Origin of the sequence: Novosphingobium sp. CF614 (genome assembly GCF_900113255.1) — a bacterium.
In the GTDB taxonomy this organism is placed as follows: Bacteria; Pseudomonadota; Alphaproteobacteria; order Sphingomonadales; family Sphingomonadaceae; genus Novosphingobium.
The window spans coordinates 35570-52978 of the sequence record NZ_FOOR01000020.1; the positions used below are offsets into that span (position 1 = coordinate 35570).

22 protein-coding genes and 2 pseudogenes are annotated in these 17409 nt (G+C 63.4%); 19 read left to right on the forward strand and 5 right to left on the reverse strand.

Annotated elements, in window-relative coordinates; genetic code table 11:
- Positions 1-3: 3 nt before the first annotated feature.
- The 13 genes from BM052_RS16120 (at position 4) to BM052_RS19625 (ending at position 11340) form a co-directional block, all read left to right on the forward strand.
- On the forward strand, positions 4-1053 hold the full coding sequence (locus BM052_RS16120) for a Nit6803 family nitrilase (protein ID WP_091148545.1): 1050 nt from the start codon (positions 4-6) through the stop codon (positions 1051-1053).
- On the forward strand, positions 968-2125 hold the full coding sequence (locus tag BM052_RS16125) for an MSMEG_0568 family radical SAM protein (protein ID WP_177198517.1): 1158 nt from the start codon (positions 968-970) through the stop codon (positions 2123-2125). The genes BM052_RS16120 and BM052_RS16125 overlap by 86 nt, the downstream gene beginning before the upstream one ends.
- Positions 2125-2682 carry an MSMEG_0567/Sll0786 family nitrogen starvation N-acetyltransferase gene (locus BM052_RS16130; protein ID WP_091148547.1) on the forward strand — a complete coding sequence of 186 codons (558 nt, stop codon included), beginning with the start codon at positions 2125-2127 and terminating at the stop codon, positions 2680-2682. The genes BM052_RS16125 and BM052_RS16130 overlap by 1 nt, the downstream gene beginning before the upstream one ends.
- Positions 2679-3683: a sll0787 family AIR synthase-like protein gene (locus BM052_RS16135; protein WP_091148548.1), complete on the forward strand. Its 1005-nt coding sequence runs from the start codon at positions 2679-2681 to the stop codon at positions 3681-3683. The genes BM052_RS16130 and BM052_RS16135 overlap by 4 nt, the downstream gene beginning before the upstream one ends.
- Positions 3676-3963 carry an MSMEG_0570 family nitrogen starvation response protein gene (locus BM052_RS16140; protein ID WP_091148550.1) on the forward strand — a complete coding sequence of 96 codons (288 nt, stop codon included), beginning with the start codon at positions 3676-3678 and terminating at the stop codon, positions 3961-3963. Before BM052_RS16135 ends, BM052_RS16140 begins: the two co-directional genes overlap by 8 nt.
- A 26-nt stretch (positions 3964-3989) precedes the next feature.
- On the forward strand, positions 3990-5285 hold the full coding sequence (locus tag BM052_RS16145; RefSeq protein WP_091148551.1) for an MSMEG_0569 family flavin-dependent oxidoreductase: 1296 nt from the start codon (positions 3990-3992) through the stop codon (positions 5283-5285).
- Between the two features lie 85 nt (positions 5286-5370).
- Positions 5371-6237: a hypothetical protein gene (locus BM052_RS16150; protein WP_177198518.1), complete on the forward strand. Its 867-nt coding sequence runs from the start codon at positions 5371-5373 to the stop codon at positions 6235-6237.
- Entirely contained in the window at positions 6237-7115 is an 879-nt protein-coding gene (locus BM052_RS16155; protein ID WP_091148555.1) for a Pnap_2097 family protein, read from the forward strand. Before BM052_RS16150 ends, BM052_RS16155 begins: the two co-directional genes overlap by 1 nt.
- A 479-nt stretch (positions 7116-7594) precedes the next feature.
- Positions 7595-8269: a TetR/AcrR family transcriptional regulator gene (locus tag BM052_RS16160; protein ID WP_091148556.1), complete on the forward strand. Its 675-nt coding sequence runs from the start codon at positions 7595-7597 to the stop codon at positions 8267-8269.
- A gap of 72 nt (positions 8270-8341) precedes the next feature.
- On the forward strand, positions 8342-9382 hold the full coding sequence (locus BM052_RS16165) for an MsnO8 family LLM class oxidoreductase (protein ID WP_255406208.1): 1041 nt from the start codon (positions 8342-8344) through the stop codon (positions 9380-9382).
- Positions 9383-9552: 170 nt separating this feature from the next.
- Positions 9553-10065 (forward strand): aminotransferase class I/II-fold pyridoxal phosphate-dependent enzyme, encoded by a 513-nt coding sequence (locus BM052_RS19620; protein ID WP_143084868.1) that lies wholly within the window; start codon positions 9553-9555, stop codon positions 10063-10065.
- A 10-nt stretch (positions 10066-10075) separates the two neighbouring features.
- Positions 10076-10579 carry a hypothetical protein gene (locus tag BM052_RS16175; protein WP_143084869.1) on the forward strand — a complete coding sequence of 168 codons (504 nt, stop codon included), beginning with the start codon at positions 10076-10078 and terminating at the stop codon, positions 10577-10579.
- 62 nt (positions 10580-10641) lie between these two features.
- A complete protein-coding gene (locus BM052_RS19625; protein ID WP_143084870.1) occupies positions 10642-11340 on the forward strand; it encodes a hypothetical protein in 699 nt (232 codons plus the stop codon).
- 31 nt (positions 11341-11371) lie between these two features.
- On the opposite strand, the gene BM052_RS20460 is transcribed toward BM052_RS19625, so the two are convergent.
- Both BM052_RS20460 and mobQ read right to left on the reverse strand, forming a co-directional pair.
- On the reverse strand, positions 11372-11536 hold the full coding sequence (locus BM052_RS20460; RefSeq protein ID WP_369821548.1) for an AAA family ATPase: 165 nt from the start codon (positions 11534-11536) through the stop codon (positions 11372-11374).
- Positions 11537-11553: 17 nt separating this feature from the next.
- Positions 11554-12039: pseudogene (mobQ, locus tag BM052_RS16180) on the reverse strand (MobQ family relaxase); the annotation flags it as partial.
- A 193-nt stretch (positions 12040-12232) separates the two neighbouring features.
- On the opposite strand from mobQ, the gene BM052_RS16185 reads away from it, so the two are divergent.
- Positions 12233-12487 (forward strand): conjugal transfer protein TraD, encoded by a 255-nt coding sequence (locus tag BM052_RS16185; RefSeq protein WP_091148562.1) that lies wholly within the window; start codon positions 12233-12235, stop codon positions 12485-12487.
- Between the two features lie 119 nt (positions 12488-12606).
- Entirely contained in the window at positions 12607-12825 is a 219-nt protein-coding gene (locus tag BM052_RS16190; protein ID WP_255406209.1) for a conjugal transfer protein TraD, read from the forward strand.
- Here the strand turns inward: BM052_RS16190 and BM052_RS19630 are convergent.
- From BM052_RS19630 to BM052_RS16200, 3 genes are all read right to left on the reverse strand, one after another.
- Positions 12791-13219 (reverse strand): hypothetical protein, encoded by a 429-nt coding sequence (locus BM052_RS19630; RefSeq protein ID WP_143084871.1) that lies wholly within the window; start codon positions 13217-13219, stop codon positions 12791-12793. The two genes, BM052_RS16190 and BM052_RS19630, sit on opposite strands and share 35 nt — an antisense overlap.
- 224 nt (positions 13220-13443) lie before the next feature.
- Complete coding sequence (locus tag BM052_RS20290; RefSeq protein WP_255406204.1) at positions 13444-13578, reverse strand: hypothetical protein; 135 nt, start codon at positions 13576-13578, stop codon at positions 13444-13446.
- A 98-nt stretch (positions 13579-13676) separates the two neighbouring features.
- A complete protein-coding gene (locus tag BM052_RS16200) occupies positions 13677-14450 on the reverse strand; it encodes a hypothetical protein (RefSeq protein WP_091148565.1) in 774 nt (257 codons plus the stop codon).
- Positions 14451-14619: 169 nt separating this feature from the next.
- Between BM052_RS16200 and BM052_RS20295 the strand changes: the two genes are divergently transcribed.
- The 4 genes and pseudogenes from BM052_RS20295 (at position 14620) to BM052_RS20300 (ending at position 17282) form a co-directional block, all read left to right on the forward strand.
- Entirely contained in the window at positions 14620-14754 is a 135-nt protein-coding gene (locus BM052_RS20295; RefSeq protein ID WP_255406211.1) for a hypothetical protein, read from the forward strand.
- 334 nt (positions 14755-15088) lie between these two features.
- The gene (locus BM052_RS16205) at positions 15089-15580 is read left to right on the forward strand and encodes a tyrosine-type recombinase/integrase (RefSeq protein ID WP_255406205.1); all 492 of its coding nucleotides are present in this window, start codon (positions 15089-15091) and stop codon (positions 15578-15580) included.
- Positions 15577-16449, forward strand: a pseudogene (locus tag BM052_RS20000) (tyrosine-type recombinase/integrase); the annotation flags it as partial. The gene BM052_RS16205 and the pseudogene BM052_RS20000, both read left to right, overlap by 4 nt.
- Positions 16450-16506: 57 nt before the next feature.
- Positions 16507-17282 (forward strand): IS5 family transposase gene (locus tag BM052_RS20300; protein ID WP_255406210.1). Its coding sequence is split into 2 segments (ribosomal slippage): positions 16507-16858 and positions 16858-17282, totalling 777 coding nucleotides; the frame shifts between segments, so codons are not numbered across the junction.
- Positions 17283-17409 lie beyond the last annotated feature (127 nt).

Below are 17409 nucleotides of genomic sequence, written 5' to 3' on the forward strand. Positions count from 1 at the left end.
GCGATGTCATACGCAAACATCATCCGGCTCGGCGCGGCGCAGATGGCGCCGGTGCTCGACCGTCCGGGCGGCACACTCGAAAAGGTGCTGAACGCGGTTGCCGAGGCCGCCGACAGGGGCGTACGCTTCCTAGTCTTCCCCGAGACCTTCATGCCTTACTATCCCTATTTCTCATTCATCGACCCGCCCTACAAGATGGGCGCCAAGCACCTGGCGCTTTATGACGAGGCGGTCGTGGTGCCGGGGCCGGTAACCGAGGCGATGTCGGCCGCTGCCCGCACGCACCGCATGGTCATCGTGCTCGGCGTCAACGAGCGCGACGGCGGCTCGCTCTACAACACGCAACTCGTGTTCGATGCGGACGGCAGCCTTGTCCTCAAGCGTCGCAAGATCACGCCGACCTATCACGAGCGGATGGTCTGGGGTCAGGGTGATGGTTCGGGGCTGCGCGCGGTGGATACGGCAGTGGGCCGGGTCGGTGCGCTGGCCTGCTGGGAGCATTACAATCCGCTGGCCCGATATGCCCTGATGGCCGACGGCGAGGAGATCCACGCCAGCCAGTTTCCCGGATCGATGGTGGGCCAGATCTTCCATGACCAGATCGAAGCCGCGATCCGCCACCACGCGGCCGAGAGCGGCTGTTTCGTGGTCAACGCCACCGGCTGGCTGACCGACGAACAGCGCGCGGCGATCGCCCCCGACGAAGCGCACCGCAAGGTCCTCAGCGGCGGTTGCCACACCGCGATCATCTCGCCCGAAGGCCAGCATGTCGTGCCGCCGCTGACCACGGGCGAGGGCCTGCTCGTCGCCGATTGCGACATGGCGCTGATCATGAAGCGCAAGCGGATGATGGATTCGGTTGGCCACTATGCCCGGCCCGAGTTGCTCTCGCTCCACCTCGATGACCGCCCGACCGCGATTGTCGTGCGCAGCCGTTCCCTCACCCTTCAGGACCAGGAGATTTCCGATGCAGACGAACCAGTCGGCAGCAACCGCCCAGACGACGGCAAATCTGATCGCGGAACTGCAGTCCTTCGGCATCCGGCTGGCTGATCCCAAGGCGGGAGCAGCCAGCCGTCGCGGCGGGGCGGGTCCGTCCGATCACAAGGCCGTCACCATCGATGGCGTGACGGTGATGGTGCCGATCCACACCGCCAGCGCCTTCGATTCCCCGTACAGCGCCAGTGCGCCGGCGGCCGATGGCACTTGCGAGGTGCGCCGCGATGGCGCTGCGATGGGCCGGATCAGCTTTCCCCCGCAGCCGCGCTTCTATGGCCTGAGCACGGCCGACGGCGTGCCCTATTCCAAGATCGCCACGCTGCATGGCCGCGACGTGCTCGCCACGACCATCCTGCAGACCTGCATCCGTTACCAGAGCCGCACCAAGACCTGCCAGTTCTGCGCGATCGGCCAATCGCTCGCCGCCGGGCGGACCATCGCTCACAAGACGCCGGGGCAGCTTGCCGAAGTCGCCAGGGCAGCGGTCGAACTCGACGGCGTCAAGCACATGGTGATGACCACCGGCACGCCCAATGCCACCGATCGCGGCGCCGGGGTGCTGTGCGACAGCGCCGCAGCAGTGAAGGCCGCAGTGCCCTTGCCGATCCAGGGCCAGTGCGAGCCGCCGGACGACGACGTCTGGTTCACCCGCATGCGCGAGGCCGGCATAGACAGCTTGGGCATGCATCTCGAAGTGGTGACGCCCGATCTGCGCGCCCGGATCATGCCCGGCAAGGCCAGCGTTCCGATCGAGCGCTACATGACCGCCTTCGAGGCTGCCGTCCCGGTGTTCGGACGCGGGCAAGTCTCGACCTACATCCTCGCCGGGCTTGGCGACACGCGCGAGGCGCTGCTGGATATATCAGGGCGGCTGGTCGCGCTTGGGGTCTACCCCTTCATCGTGCCCTTCGTGCCGATCTCGGGCACGCCGCTGGAGGACCACCCCTCCCCCAGCCCGGAATTCATGGCCTCGGTCCTTGGCCCGCTGGCGCAGATGCTGCGGGACGGAGGCTTGTCGGCGGAAAAGGTCAAGGCGGGCTGCGCGAAGTGCGGGGCGTGCTCCGCGCTCTCCACGTTCGAAAAGCTGGCGGGCGAGAAGCTGGCAGCCGAACGGGAGACTGCGTGATGGACCACGCCCTGATCGATTGGGCCGTGCCTGCGCCCTTCCAGTCGGCCGACTACATCGTCCGCTTTGCCACCGAGACCTGGGAGCGCGCCGGTGCGGCAGCCCTGCGCCATGCCGTATTCTGCCGCGAACAGCAGGTCTTCGCGCACGACGACCATGATGCGATCGACATGCATGCCATTCCGATCGTCGCACTCTCGATGATCGGTGGGCAGCCTGACGAAGTGATCGGCACCGTGCGCATTCACCGCGAACCGGGCGACCTGTGGTGGGGCTCTCGGCTGGCGGTTGCCGCCACGCACCGGACCGTCGGCAGCATCGGCCCGGCGCTGATCCGCCTCGCGGTCTCCACGGCTCACGCGATGGGCTGCCAGCGCTTCCACGCCCACGTGCAGAGCCGCAACGAACTGCTGTTCCGCCGCATGCGCTGGAAGCGCCTCGACGAGGTGGAACTGCACGGCATGCCCCATGCGCTGATGCAGGCGGACCTCGCGTATTATCCGCCGATTGCCGATGGCGTGGCCGGCCTGCGTACCGCAAAGCGGCGCGCGGCATGAACGAGATCGAAACCCTCGCTGCACTGGTGCGCGACAGTCGGGGCGTGGCGCACAAGGCTGACATCGCCGCTGTGGTCACGGTGCTCGATATTGGCGGCGGCGATGCAGTGCCGGTGGGCGACGACACCGCCATGATCCCGGACGGCGACGGTTACCTGCTCTTTGCCATCGAGGGTTTCGTCGAGGACTTCGTCACCGCCGATCCGTGGTTTGCCGGCTATTGCGGGGTCATGGTCAACGTCAGCGACGTAATGGCCATGGGCGGACGCCCCATCGCCGTCGTCGATGCCATGTGGAGCCGCAGCGCCGCCCATGCCGGGCCGTTGCTGGCGGGCCTGCGCGAAGCGGCGCGGCGTTATGGCGTGCCGGTCGTCGGTGGGCACAGCAATCTGCGCGCCGATGCGGGGCAACTTGCGGTCGCCATTCTTGGCCGCGCCACCCGTCCGGTCACCAGCTTCGGCGCGCGGCCAGGAGATGTCCTGCTGGTTGCGACGGACTTGCGCGGCCGCTTCCGTGATCCCTTCCCGTGGTGGGACGCCAGCACCAGCGCCGAGCCTGAAGACTTGCGCGCGTGCATGGGGATCATGCCCGATCTGGCGGAACGGGGCCTGCTCACCGCCGCCAAGGACGTGAGCATGGCCGGCGTGGTCGGCACCGCGATCATGCTGGCCGAGGCTTCGGCAGTGGGCTGCACCATCGACCTCGATCGCCTTCCCCGGCCCGAGGCTCAGCCGATGGAGCGCTGGCTGACGGCCTTTCCCAGCTTCGGCTTCGTCATGACCGCGCGCGGGCAACACGCCGCTGCCGTGATTGCGGCTTTCCACCAGCGGGGCGTCTCCTGCGCCATCGCCGGGCACATCGATGACAACCGCCGCGTCAGCATCAGCCAAGGCATCGATAGCGCCGTGGTCTGGGACCTTGCCCAGCCGCTGACCGGCTGCAGCCGCCCCGTTGCGCCCCACGCGGCAGCCGCCTTCACCACGGAGACCGAACATGCCTGAGATGCGTTTCCGGGTCCGCTGGCCCGATGGCAGCACTGAGACCTGCTATTCGCCCTCCACGGTGATCACGCAGCATCTGGAAGCCGGGATCGACTATCCGTTGCCCCGCTTCGTCGAGCGGGCCCGCGCGGGCCTGGAAGCCGCCAACGAAAGGGTCCGAGGCCGCTTCGGCATGGGCTGCTCGCAAGCCCTGAACCAGATCGCCGCGATCGAACAAGCCGCCGCCGCCTTTGCGAAGATGCCAACCGCCACCGTCCGCGTCGAAGGCTTCGAATTGTGAACTCCATTCCATCAGAGGACCCCGCCATGACCGTAGAAGCGCGTAGGACCCAGTCCCGCCAGCATGTTCCCGTCCTGATCGTGGGCGGTGGACAGGGCGGTCTCTCGCTCAGCTACCTGCTCAAGCAGGAAGGCATCGAGCACCTGATCCTGGAAAAACACCGCATCGGCCATAGCTGGCGCGCCGAGCGCTGGGACAGCTTCTGCCTGGTCACCCAGAACCGCCAGTGCCGCCTGCCCGGCTTCAGCTATGCGGGTGAATACGGCGGCACCGACCCTTACGGCTTCATGCTGAAGGATGAGATCGTCGCGTTTCTCGACAAGTACGCCGCGCTGGTCGAGCCGCCGATCCGCGAGGGCGTTGCCGTCACCGGCGTCAAGGAGCTGGAAGGCGGCGGCTTTGAGGTGCATTCGACCGACGGCATCTATACCGCCGACAAGGTGGTGATCGCGATCAGCGGCTATCATATCCCGATCGTGCCGCGTCCCGGTGCGGCGATGCCTTCGAGCGTGCTGCAGGTCCAGTCGCTCGACTACCGCAATCCGCAGTCGCTGCCCGAGGGAGAGATCCTGGTGGTCGGTTCGGGCCAGTCGGGCTGCCAGATCGCTGAGGACCTCCATCTCGCCGGGCGCAAGGTCCATCTCGCCGTCGGCGATGCGCCGCGCGCACCGCGCGTCTACCGCGGCCGCGATTCGACCGACTGGCTCGAGGAGATGGGCCATTACGACATGCCGATCGACGACCATCCCTCCAGCGAGAAAGTCCGCCAGAACGAGAACCATTACCTTACGGGCCGTGACGGCGGACGCGAGATCGACCTCAGGAAGTTCGCGCTGCAGGGCATGAAGCTTTACGGGATGCTGGCCGGGATCGACGGACACACCGTGCGCTTCCAGCCCGACCTGACGCATCATCTCGATAACGCTGACGCCACCTACATGCGCATTCGCGCTACCATAGACGACTATATCGCGCGCGAAGGGATCGATGCGCCGGTCGAGGCTCCTTACGTCCCGTGCTGGGCGCCCGAGGAGGAGCCGCTGGAACTTGATCTGGCAGCGTCGAACATCAGCGCCGTGATCTGGTGCACGGGTTTCCGCATGGACTTCAGTTTTATTCAGGTGCCGGTGTTCGACGGGCGCGGCTACCCCGCGCACGATCGCGGCGTGTCGGCCTATGAAGGCCTCTACTTCATCGGCCTGCCGTGGCTCCACACATGGGGTTCCGGCCGTTACGCCGGTGTCGCCCGCGATGCCGCGCATATCGTGGAGCACATCGCCGGGGCATCTGTCCCGGCCGCGATGCTTTCCGCCAGCGGCTGATCCTATCGGGGAGGGGCGTTCATACCGGCAGGCACATGTCGGGGAAGGCAATCCAACATCAACACCAGGGAAAAAGGAGGCGGCGATGTCATCGTTCGTCAAGGGAATAGCTACGTCTTTCGTTCTGATTATGAGCGCCACAACCGCTGTCGCCGCGCATGCAGAGGATGCGCCCCCGGCCAGTGACGGCGGGCCGGTGCTGAGCGGCAGTCTCGATGTCTGGGCCGGCAATGACTATGTCACTCCGCACGGCCTGGTTGCCACCACGCGCGGCGGGTCGGTGCAGACCACTGGCCAGGCAACCCTCGCCCTGCCCTCGGGCGTGGCTTTTACCGCAGGGGTGTGGACGGACTTCAATCCCGATTACGACAAGATCGGCACGTCTACCAAGACGGTGAACGAGACCGATCCGTTCGTCGCCGTCACGGTACCGGTCACGAAGCGTTTGGCGCTCACTGCCAAATATATCGCCTTCATCGGCAACAACCTGCCGAAAACCGCGCATAACGTCGCGCTGGTGGCCAGCTATGCCGATGGCGCACCGGGAAAGAAGTTCACTATCAACCCCTATGCGGTATTGTTCTACGAGGTTTCCGGCAGTTCCGTTATCGGCGTGGGCAAGGCGGGCGACACGTATGACGTGTGGCTGGGCGCAACCCCCACGCTCAAGCTCGATGGCCTGACGATCGCCGCTCCGACTTGGGTGACGGTGGGTCCTAAGAGCTTCTTCGGGCCGATCAGCGACGGCAATCTTGGCGTCGTCACCACCGGCCTCAAGATCACCAAGCCGATCAACCTGGGCCCACGCGCGGGCAAGTGGGCGATATCGGCGAACGTCCAATACTATCATCTCGCCAACGACAACCTGCGCCTTGTCAAATCCGTCCTCAATCGCGGCGACAATGACCGCGACCAGCTCCAGTTCGGCCTTGGCCTGAGCGCGGGCTTCTGATGCACCGCGCGGCGCGGGAAGAGCATGTGGCGGCGGATCGGCTCCAATTCGCATCACTGGAGCCGGTTCGCATCGGCATGCCCGAACTGTGCCACGCGGGACTTTCTGAGAACTGGCTGCTCAAGGCTTGCGGCCATCGCCACTGGCTGGCGCTGGCCCACGCCCATGGGCAGGACACCGCCGATTTTCGCGATGCCGATGGCGAGCGGCTCTATCCGGCCTTCACCTCGGTGCGGATCGAGCATGGCCGGCTGGGGGCGGTGGTAGAGCACGATGTCCTTCACTTCGAGGTGGAACTCTGCCGGATCGGCCGGACCCGCTATCGCAGCCGGATCGCGGTTCGGAGCGCAGGCACCAGCGTAGCCACGCTGGTCATGGAATCCGCCTTCGTGCGGCGGACGAGACGCGGCGAAAACAGATCTGCGGCACGGTCGGTCGTGGCGCGACCCTGCCGACTACTGCCGCCGCTCACTCCGCAGCGCCCGGCGGCCGCACCCGAGCTGGAGGGATTGTCGCTGCTCGGCGCGGCGGACAAGCCCGAGCTGATCTTCGATCCGGCCCCGCACGAGGATTTCAACGGCGCCGATTTCCTCTATTTCGCTGCATTTCAAGCGATAGTCGACCGCGCCGAATGGCAATGGTTCCGGCAATGCGAGCCGCTGCTCGTCACCATTCAGCGCACAATCGTCTACCTCGGCAATATCGAACTCGGCGAGAGGGTGCGTGCCGTTCTGCGCGGTCTGCGCGAGGAAGGTGGCAGCCTGTTCCATGAGGTTGAACTGTCACGCCTTAGCGACAATGCGGTCATAGCTCGTAGCTACACGCGGCGAGGGGCGCAAAGAAAATGCCTCTCAGTTGGACATCAAAGCCGCGCATGACGTTGGCTACCTGCCCCGCCTCGCCGACCATTCTGTCATGCCCTCCTTCGACGGCCTACGTCCCAGACACCTCTGGCCGCGATTCCCGCTTACGCCGCGATCGTGTCGGCGTTCAATATTCCTCCTGTTTCGTCGGCAGCGCCCAAGCCGTGCGCGCCATCTTGTTGGCGAGCACCTCCGAGACAAGAACGCGCGACTTGTGCGTGCGTGTCCGCTCCAGCCACGAACCGGCCCGTCTCTCGACAGAACGGCTACACCGAGACCTTGATCCAATGACGACTAGGCAGAACTACAAACGGGTCATGTGTTCATTTTATGGGGACGCCTGCTGCGCAGGCATATAAAAATAATAGCGAAGATCAGATAGTTATAAAAATGACGACCTAAGCCAGATAAGAATGCAGGGAAAAATCGCGCAAATTTCAACATATAACCGGATCATATGTTCACTTTAGGAAAAATGCCCTTATATCGCGGCCATGGAAACCGATAAAACCCTGCCTGTTCGTCGCGAACGCGCCGATTCCGTGCGCAATCGGGCCGCGATCATCGACGCGGCCGCGATCGAGTTTACCAGTCGCGGAAAGGCAGCCGATATTCGCGAAATCGCTCATCGCGCGGGCGTCGCCATGGGCACCATCTATCGCCATTTTCCGACCAAGGAGGAATTGCTCGATACGATATTGTTCGAGCAGTTCGTGGCGTGGGAAGCGGCCGCTCTCGGTCGCGGCGCCGCGGAACCGAACCCCTGGAACGCTCTGGAGGAGTTCATTGCCGATGCGGTGTGCCGCCAGGCCGCCCATGTGGCGCTCAGCGAACGACTGGCCCGTCCATTCACCGAACGGCAAATCGATGAATGCGCCAAGCGGGTCGCGGCGGTGGCCGACACGGTCGTCGCGCGGTGCCATCGCGCCGGCCTGTTGCGTGAAGGGGTGACGGGCGAGGATATCGTCCAGCTCATCATCTGCCTTGCCACGCTGGCGCGTTCGCCCAGCGAAGGGCCGATCGAATACCGGCTCGACGGCGGCGCCGACCAGGACTCCGAAAGCAGGGCGATCGAGCGCGCCAGGGCGCCGTGGATGCGCCAGTTGCGCATCGGCATGGATGGCCTGCGTCCGGTTCACGGAACCCTCGCCCTCCCGCCCGCTGAATGAAAGACCAAGCCCCGATGAATCCGCGTCGCGAAAGAAATTGATCCCATGATCAAGCTGTCCCTTGTCGAACAGATGTCCGTGCCGCGCGGCGGCACCGCCTTCCACGCCTTCCAGAACGCGCTTGAAAACGCGCGCCATGCGGAGGCTCACGGCTTTCACCGCATGTGGTTTGCCGAACATCACGGCATCGATTCCGTCGCGTCCCATGCGCCGGAGGTGCTCTTGGGCGTGATCGCGCGCGAAACCGAGCGATTGCGCATCGGTTCGGGCGCGATCCTGCTCAACAATTATTCGCCGCTCAAGGTCGCCGAACTGTTTCTGCAGATGGAGGTGTTGGCGCCTGGCCGCTTCGATCTTGGCCTTGGCCGCGCAACCTCCGGGCCGCTGGTCGACCTGGCGCTGAAGCGCGACCGGAATACCGCGCATGTCGACGATTTCGACCAGCAGGTGCAGGAAGTCCTCGCATTCCTGCATCGCGATTTTCCCGCCGAACATCCGTTCCGGAAAATCCGGCTGATGCCAACCGTGGAAGCGCGGCCCGAACCGTGGATACTCGGCTCCTCGGGCAACAGTGCCGGTCTGGCGGCGGCGCTGGGCGTAGGCTATTCCTTCGCCGGCTTCCTCAATCCTAATGGCGCCGTCGCCTCGCTTCAGCGGTATCGCAAGGCGTTCCGCCCTACCCATTATGGCGCGCAGACACCCCAGGCCATGCTCAGCATCAGCGTGTTCGCCGGCGATACCGATGCCGAGGCCCATCGGATGACCTGGCCGACGCGGGCCGTTTTCGCGCGCGCGCACATCACCGGAGGCACGACCGTTTTTCCGACGATCGAGGAGGCGGAGCGCATGCTGAGCGCCGATCAGCGCGATGCGCCGTCGGTGATTTCGGGGTCCTATTGGCCCGCGCGACTGGCCGGCAGCCCGCGAACCTTGCGTGACCAGTTGTCCCGGATGATCGAATTGAGCGGCGCGACAGAAATCATGTTGCAAAGCATCAATCCCGACCAGGAGGCGCGGCGGCACACGCACGCGCTTGTGACGGAAATTCTGGGTGTGAAGGCCGAACCCGCGCGCGACGAGACCGCATCGGCGGTGAAGATCGCCTGTCCATGATCGGACCCGCCCAGCATTTCGACCGATAACTGCCTTGATCCGGCGTCCGCCAGCCCCCTGCCCCGCCCGCGCCCGAACCTGGAAACGAATGTCCGCCGCCACGAAATTGACGGAGAACCACATGATCTTGCCTGCCCCGCTTTCTCATCCAATAGTTGCGCCCGCCGCGCATGCGCCTGTCAGTGGAGGGCTGCCGGAATGAGCGCGAAGCATTGGCTGGTCGTCGCGGGAACGATAAGCTGCCCGATGCGACCGTTCTGCTGCGGAACGGATATGCGACCGTCGCGCACAAGGGAAAACGCATCCGTCTTGGTCGAAACCCAAGCTTTTCCGGTCGCACGCCGGAACTCTGGCGCGAGAAACGCACACGACCCCAGTTCGACTTCTTCGTCGGCCGCCCCCACCCAAAGAGCTTTCCCACGAGTTTCTGGCAACGTGCCGTAGCACGCCATCTGGCCTATGCGCGCGGGGTTCAGACCGAATATGGCGACCCGCGCGGACTTCCCGCACTGCGCGAAGCGGTCGCTGCGCATTTGCGCGAGACGCGAGGCATAGACGCCGGTGCCGATCAGATATTGATCACCTCGGGCATTCAGGGGGCGCTCAATCTCTTGGCGAGGATATTCCTTCAGGGTTCGGCCAAGGCGAGCGTCGCTGTGGAGAACCCCTGTCCAAGCCTATAAAGACGCCATCGTGCGTGATGACGCCTATGTGAAGGCCCTGCCGGACAACGCCCGGCTGACGCTGGATAACGGCCAGGTCGTGACCGGTGCCGAAGTGAAGGAGGCATGGGCCAAGGCCGACTTTGTCGTCAATGATACAGGCACGGCCTATGCCAATGGCACGACGCGGGGAGAGGCCAATTATAACAATGGTGATCCGGTCGTCAGCATGAACATCGATAACATAAGCACCTATAATCTAAGCCCGGGCGGGGTCGATTATCTGCCGCTTCACGAGGTCGCCCACGTGACCGCCGACCAACGCAGTGACTATGCTGCTCTGCAGGGGGGCGAAGGCGGCTATACGGCGGCCGAGGCAGCCGCCTTTGAGGCGCGCGCAAGCGACATCGCTCGAGCCATCACCGAGTATAGTGGCGGAACCACCTTGGCTGACGATGGAGGTCGCTACAGCCCTGGCCACCCAACCTTCCAGGAGCCGGAGCCGCCAGTGCCCCCAGGTGGTGAGATCCCCTAAGCCCGATTATAGCAACGAGGAGGCATCAAGGATAATTTCCGTACTCGTCTGGAGGTAAAAAGATGCGTATTCCTTTTCTTGCGCTGGCGGCCACTGCGGCACTGACGCTTGGTCTTGCGCCCGTTGATGGTAGCGACGCACGTCCGTCCACTGTCTCCACAGTCTGCGCAGATCCGGCTCAACCGGGCGCATTTCGGCTTGCCGACGATGATAATGCATTGGCTCGCCGGTCCTTGAAATTCGCGCCTAAAGTTATGCCTGATGCGCTCACTGTCCTCGCCACACAGGCCGTCAGCGGGGCATGCGCACCAGCGCTGAAGGCGGTGGTGAGCGACAATATGCTATTTGCCGATGGCCGGATCATCGGCGGTGACGCCGTGCGCGGCACCGTCGCGCTGCGTTCGGGCGTTTCGTTTGCCGGCAGCATGCTAGCAGCAAGCGATCCACATCCACAAGGTGGCCCAGGGCGCTTCGTAATGGCTTATCGCGTCGGATATCGCCGCATAGACGGTCAACTTATTACCAACTATGTCGGCCTTTGGCGCACGTCCTCAGAATCACAGGTTCGCTATTTTTCGACGAAGTCGGGCGGTGGCTTCACCACGCCAAGGCCGCTGCTAACGTCCAGCGTTCCACTACGTAGCGTGACCTACTTCCCAGCGCCTGATACGCCTTCCGGGACGATTAAACTTGTCCAAGCCGGCAGTGGGACGACGCGTGTGATCGTGTTGCGCTGGTCTCATCCTGGCATCTTCGGGTGACGCTATCCTGAGCAGATGCGGGGCTATATGGTCAATAGGCGGAACTGTCGCCTACCAGCACCACCTTTGCGCCGGCATCGGCGGCATGGGACAGCACGCGCTCCATCTGACGCGTGCCGACCATGCCCGCCTCGTCGATCACCAGCACGTCGCGGGCGGTGAGCATGTCGCGTCCCTGCGACCAGCCATGTTCCATGCTGGCGATGGTCCGCGACGCGATGCGCGAACCATGCTCAAGCCCTTCCAGTCCCGGACCTTTGCGCTGAACCCTTCCTCGCCCACCTCCCGCATGGTGAGCATGACATGCGCGTGCGGCTTGGGCTGTCCGTCCGCGCCGATATCCCAATGCACATTCAAATCCGCGATCATGCCGCGTTCGACAAACTCGGCCTGGGTAAAGTCGCGGGCCAGTTCGATGCCCTGCGCCTTGGTCATCTCGCGCGGAATGGAAAACTCGACCTCGCGGGCAAGCTGCGCGTCCTTGCGCTTCTCGGTCGCCTCGACCTCGTTCCAGAGTGTTGCGCGGTCGCCAAGCCGCTCGGGCGCACCATCGGGCAGGAGGATTTCCGAATGGACGACGCCCGACTTGTTGGTGAAGTCGTGATCGCGATCAAGTCGCTCGTCGTGCAGCCGGTCAGCCGAACGATAGGCCGCCGCCGCCGCGGCGCTGCGTCCGCTGGCGCGGCTGATGACCTTCACGCTGAAATGCTAGATCGCCATGGCGACATACCAACTACACTTCTGAGCGCACGTCGGCACAACGTATAAGCGCGCCCTCCTCGAATAAATTCTCTGCAGGGACTAGGTTGTTCCAGACTATCCCGGCGACTCTACTGCATCACCGGCGCCTATCTTCTATCATGGTTCCATCGACACTCAATGGAGACTTGCGATGCGCAAACCACGCGATATCGATTCGGAACTGAAGGCGCTCGAAGCAAAAGCGAAGACCCTCAAGGAACGCCGCATTCGCCAACTCGGCGAACTCGTCATTGCGACGGGGGCCGATGCGCTCGATGCGGAGATGCTCGCGGGCGCATTGCTCGGCGCGGTGGCGACGAAAGATACCGCTGCGAAGGAGGGCTGGCGCAAGGCGGGCGCGGGTTTCTTTCAGCGCGGCGCACGAAAGGGCTGCGGCGGGAGCTGATCGTGGCGCAGCGGGCGTCCCACCGCCTGACGGCAATGCGGCATCGGCTTGAGCTGGTGAAAGCACGAACCGGAATGCGCGAATGGCAGGTCAAGCGGCGTGAGTGAACGCGGCAGCTCATCGAACTCGGTGGGCTCATCGTCAAAGCCGGGTTGGTCAAGCTGACCGATGACGACCGCGCAACGCTCTACGGCGCGTTCCTCACAATCGCGAACAAGCTGCGAGGCGAGGAACGCGAACAGGCGCTCGCGCTTTGGCGCCGCAAGGGCAAGAGGGCATTCGAGTGCGAGCAAGCCCTTCAGGTCAACTCTTCGACACCGCCTTGGCAGAGGGGATGATACCCGTCGGACGGCATTTCAAGGCCTCGAAAACTGCCAGTGCATGGCGTCCTTCCGCTGATGGCGTCAGCATTATTCGTTCTTGATGGGCACATTGACGCTGGTTGCGCCTGTCGGCGTCGCCAGCTCCGAAGAAGACAAGTACGCCCATTCCGGCGACGAAGGCGACGAAGACGGTGGATATCATCCCGGCTCTTGGCTCTTTTTGTACGATCAATGCTCGGGTAGCGACGATGGTTACCGCCATCAGCAATCCGACCCGCGCCATGCCGTCGGCGGAAGCGAATGTCATGACGGGTTGAAGAAACCAGGCAAGCGCGACGGCGGCGATGGGAATTGCCGGCCAGAGTTCCTTGAGATCCTTTCGTATCTGCTCGGGCGACTTTTTGCTCATATTCATATCTTTCCTGTCATCTGGGACGGACTGCTGTCGTGCAGTCGGCGCATCTGATGCGGAGGAAGATTCGCGGGAGCAAACCGAATTCCAAAACGGTGCAAAATCCGAAGGGGCCTTTGCAGTGTCGCGACCATCGCACGGCACGCAAGATCAATGAAATTCGCTTGCATAGGAAACGACGGCAAGTGTCCCGATTACAGGCTACGAGCTATTACTACCTGTTATTCGGTGGCCCCTGTCACGAAGGCAATGAATTCTCCAGCTCGCGTCCCGGCAAGAAAGATCGCGGTGGCTGCGCCCAGCGTCAACAGCGCCACACCTGCGCGAGATTTCGACAGGCGTTTGATCAACTCCATGTCCATGCCTTTGCGGATAACTGCTAATCATGGCACCGACAATCTTTTAGCGAAAGTTGGTGCTGGAATTGGGGCTAGAGGAAGGGCTGACCGGCCTGCTACCGCTGGCTTTCGACGTAACGCGAGGCGATCGCGCGCGACTGGGCGACGATCCACTCGTCCGCGCGGGCTTGCCCATCTTCCTTCGCGCGCCGCAGATATTCCGGCTTGAGCCTGCCGACATCGGCGCCGACCGTTTGCCCGGCGGATCGCGACCAGCTTTCGGCGGCGGCCTTCCCATAAGCACCGGCGCGTCGATTAATCTCGGGATTCAGGACGGCGAAAGCCGCATCCTCTGCCTTCTTCATCGTCGATGCGGGCACGACGCCCGAGGCTGGGGCTGGTGTCCGCGCTCCAATGCTCACATAGCTGCCGGCAATCTGACGCGTCCGGGACACAAGCCAGTTGTCGGCGGCCTTTTGACCGCTGGAGCGAACGCGACGTTGATATTCCGGCGTCAGCGCCCCGACCTGTCCGCCGACGCTCTTCAAGGTCGTGCTGGCCCAGCTTTTCGAACTCGTCTGCCCATAGGCAGCCAGGCGGCGTCGATATTCGGGGTCGAGCACGTCGACGACGGCGTTCTTGAGCAGTGCCATCGTCGTTGCCGGAATGGGAGCATTGGGAACCGGCGCCGACTGCCGTCCATTGCGCCGAGACTCGTCGGCACGCCGTTCGCTATCGATGCGATCCACTTGCGTGTTGTAAGTGTTGATGGCGCCGATATTCTGGTTCAGGACCATCGCGCCAAAGTCGGTGTCGAAAATCTGTGCGCTCGCGGAGCCAAGGGGGACGGCAGCAACAATCAGGGATACCGCCAGCAACCGAATACGCATGTCGCTTCTCCTCGAATGACCGACGCGGATCAAACGTCGGTCGTCGTGAACGGTTCCTGAGCAAGGAACGCCACGACAAATAGGCTTTCGCCGCAAAGTCGCTGCTCAAGAACGGCTCGCCTGTCATGGGCACGCCATGACACGGGAACTAACGGATACGATCCTTCGCGTGGTCGAACGCACGCCGCAATGGGTGCGACGCGATCTCGACGCCAAAGATCCGGTCGCGCGCATCCGTGCCGAAGAATCGCTTGCGGCGATGATCGCCGATGCCCTCGACCAGCAGGCGAACACGGCCGTCTGACCAACGGATCATTTCTTGCGGCGCACGCCGACGGAGGTGAACATGGCTGATTACGAGATTGTGGCCATCCGTCAGGCGCGGGGCTGTCATGCTCGCCGGAGCGAGCCCGCGCCAAGTATAACTTGCTGCGCCGCTTTTCCCTGTTTCTGCGAGCAGAAGACCCGGATCATGACGCGCCGCCGCTCGGCGCGTTCGGGTGCCGCCGACGCCCGAGGCCAGCACCGCATCTGCTCCAACCCGAGCAGATTGCGGCGATCCTGTCGGCTGCCTTGGCCCTGCCGGACAGGCAGATCGGCACTGCCTGTTCGGCCTGCTGGCCGTAACGGGCATGCGGGTGTCAGAGGCGCTCGCTTTGCAGCGCTCCGACCTCACCGGCGATGGGCTGCTTGTTCGCCGCAGCAAGGGCGGCGGCAGCCGGCTGCTGCCCATCCACTCGACAACGCGGGACGCCGTCGAGGCATATCTCGACCGGCGCAACCGAGCGTTTTCGATCAGCGATGATCTTTTCATCATCAGCACAGGACGGGCACCGGACAGGTCGACCGTCCGCAAAGTGTTCGTTGGTCTGGCTCGTCAGCTCGGCATTCGTGGCCCGGTCGGCACGCGCGGCCCGCGGCTGCACGATCTTCGGCACAGTTTCGCGGTCCGATCGCTCGAGGCCTGCGCCCACGATTACGACGCGGTGCGCCGTCACATGACGGCCCTTCGCGACTATCTGGGCCATAGCAGCATCTTGCACACCTATTGGTATCTCGAAGCCACCCCGGTCCTGATGCGTACCATCGCCGCGGCCAACGAAGATCGCTTCCTGGGAGGTGTCCGATGACCTCGCTCGCTCCCCATCTCACCGCCTATCTGGTCGATCATCTGCCGCGGCACCGCAGCGCCAGCCCCCATACGGTCGCGACCTACGCCCACAGTTTCACATCGCTGGTCCGCTTCGCGGCCGATCGGCGACGCTGCCGACCGATCGACCTCCAGGTTGAAGATCTCCATCCCGATCTCATCCTGGCTTTCCTCGATCATATCGAAGAGGATCGATGCAACAGCATCTCAACCCGCAACGCCCGTCTCGCCGCAGTGCGATCTTTCTTCCGCTTTATCGAGTACAAGCTTCCAGCCTGCCTCGATCAGGCACTGCGCATCCACGCGCTGCCGCGCAAGCGGACCACGATGCGACTCGTCGAAGCCCTGACGATCGATGAGGTTCGGGCGCTTCTCGCAGCGCCCGATGGCCGCACCTATTGTGGATTGCGCGATCGGGCGATGCTTCACATGGCCTATGCTTGCGGACTGCGCGCATCCGAGCTTCTTGGTCTACAGATGACCGCATTCCCACCCGCCTCGCTGGCGACGGTCCGGATTCACGGCAAGGGGCGCCGGGAACGCGTGCTGCCCCTATGGCAGGAGACGCAGCAAGCATTGCGAGGCTGGCTGCGTGCCCGCGGTCCGACAAGTGTATCGACGCTATTTCTGAACCGAACCGGCGAGCCGCTCAGTCGCGACGGTTTGGCGCTGATGGTCGCAAAGCACGTCCGTCACGCGGCATTGGCATGTCCGTCCTTGCTCTCGAAGCGGGTAACGCCGCATGTCCTGCGTCATAGTTGTGCCGCCCACGCCTTGGCGGCGACCGGCGATATTCGGAAGGTCTCGCTGTGGCTGGGGCACGCTTCGCTCCGCAGCACCGAAGTCTATTTGCGCGCCAATCCCGTCGAGAAGCTCGCGATCCTCGCCGCCCATGCACCGCCAGGGGTGAAGCCAGGCCGGTTCAGACCGCCATCCGGACTTCGGGACGATCAGTTTGCGAGAATTGAGAAGCTGCTTCCTGGCCGGCCTGGGTATGTCGGTCGAGACAGCGTGGTAGGTAACCGGGTTTTTGTCGAGACGGTGATCTGGAAATTCCGGACCGGGGTGTCGTGGCGAGATTTGCCGGAGAGCACGGGGCACTGGAAGAATACGCACAAGCGCTTTTCGCGCTGGGCGGAGAAGGGAGTTTGGGAGCGGCTTTTCAGGGCGCTGGCAGATGATCCGGACAACGAATATGCAATGATCGACGCGACCATCGTGAGAGCCCATCAACATAGCGCGGGCGCCCAAAAAAAGTGGGAGTGGACCAAGCAATAGGGCGTTCGCGCGGTGGGTTGACGACGAAGATTCATGCGATTGTCGATGCTCTGGGCAACCCGCTGGAACTCAGCCTCACGGGCGGGCAGGTCCACGACATCCAGCAAGCCGAACCGTTGACTGCTCGGATTGATCCTAGCGCGATGCTTGGCGACAAGGGCTATGACGCGGACCGCTACATCTCCTATCTTCAAGCCCGCGGTATTCAGGTCGTCATTCCACCAAAAGCCAATCGCAAAATCAAACGCGAATGTGACTTCGTGCTCTATTGCGAGCGCAATCTGGTTGAGCGATTTTTTAACGTCATCAAGCATTTTCGAGGCATCGCGACCCGCTATGAAAAGACCGCCCGCAACTTCCTCGCCGGGCTGCATCTCGTCTGCGCCCTCATCTGGCTCAAATGACGACAGACCCTAGTATTACAGTTGCATTTTAACCTCAGATGAGCGCGTCTTGCGGCGGCTTGGTGAGCGCGTCGCCAACATGACCACGCGATGATACGTGCGGGCTGGATCTGGCGCATGGCCAGCT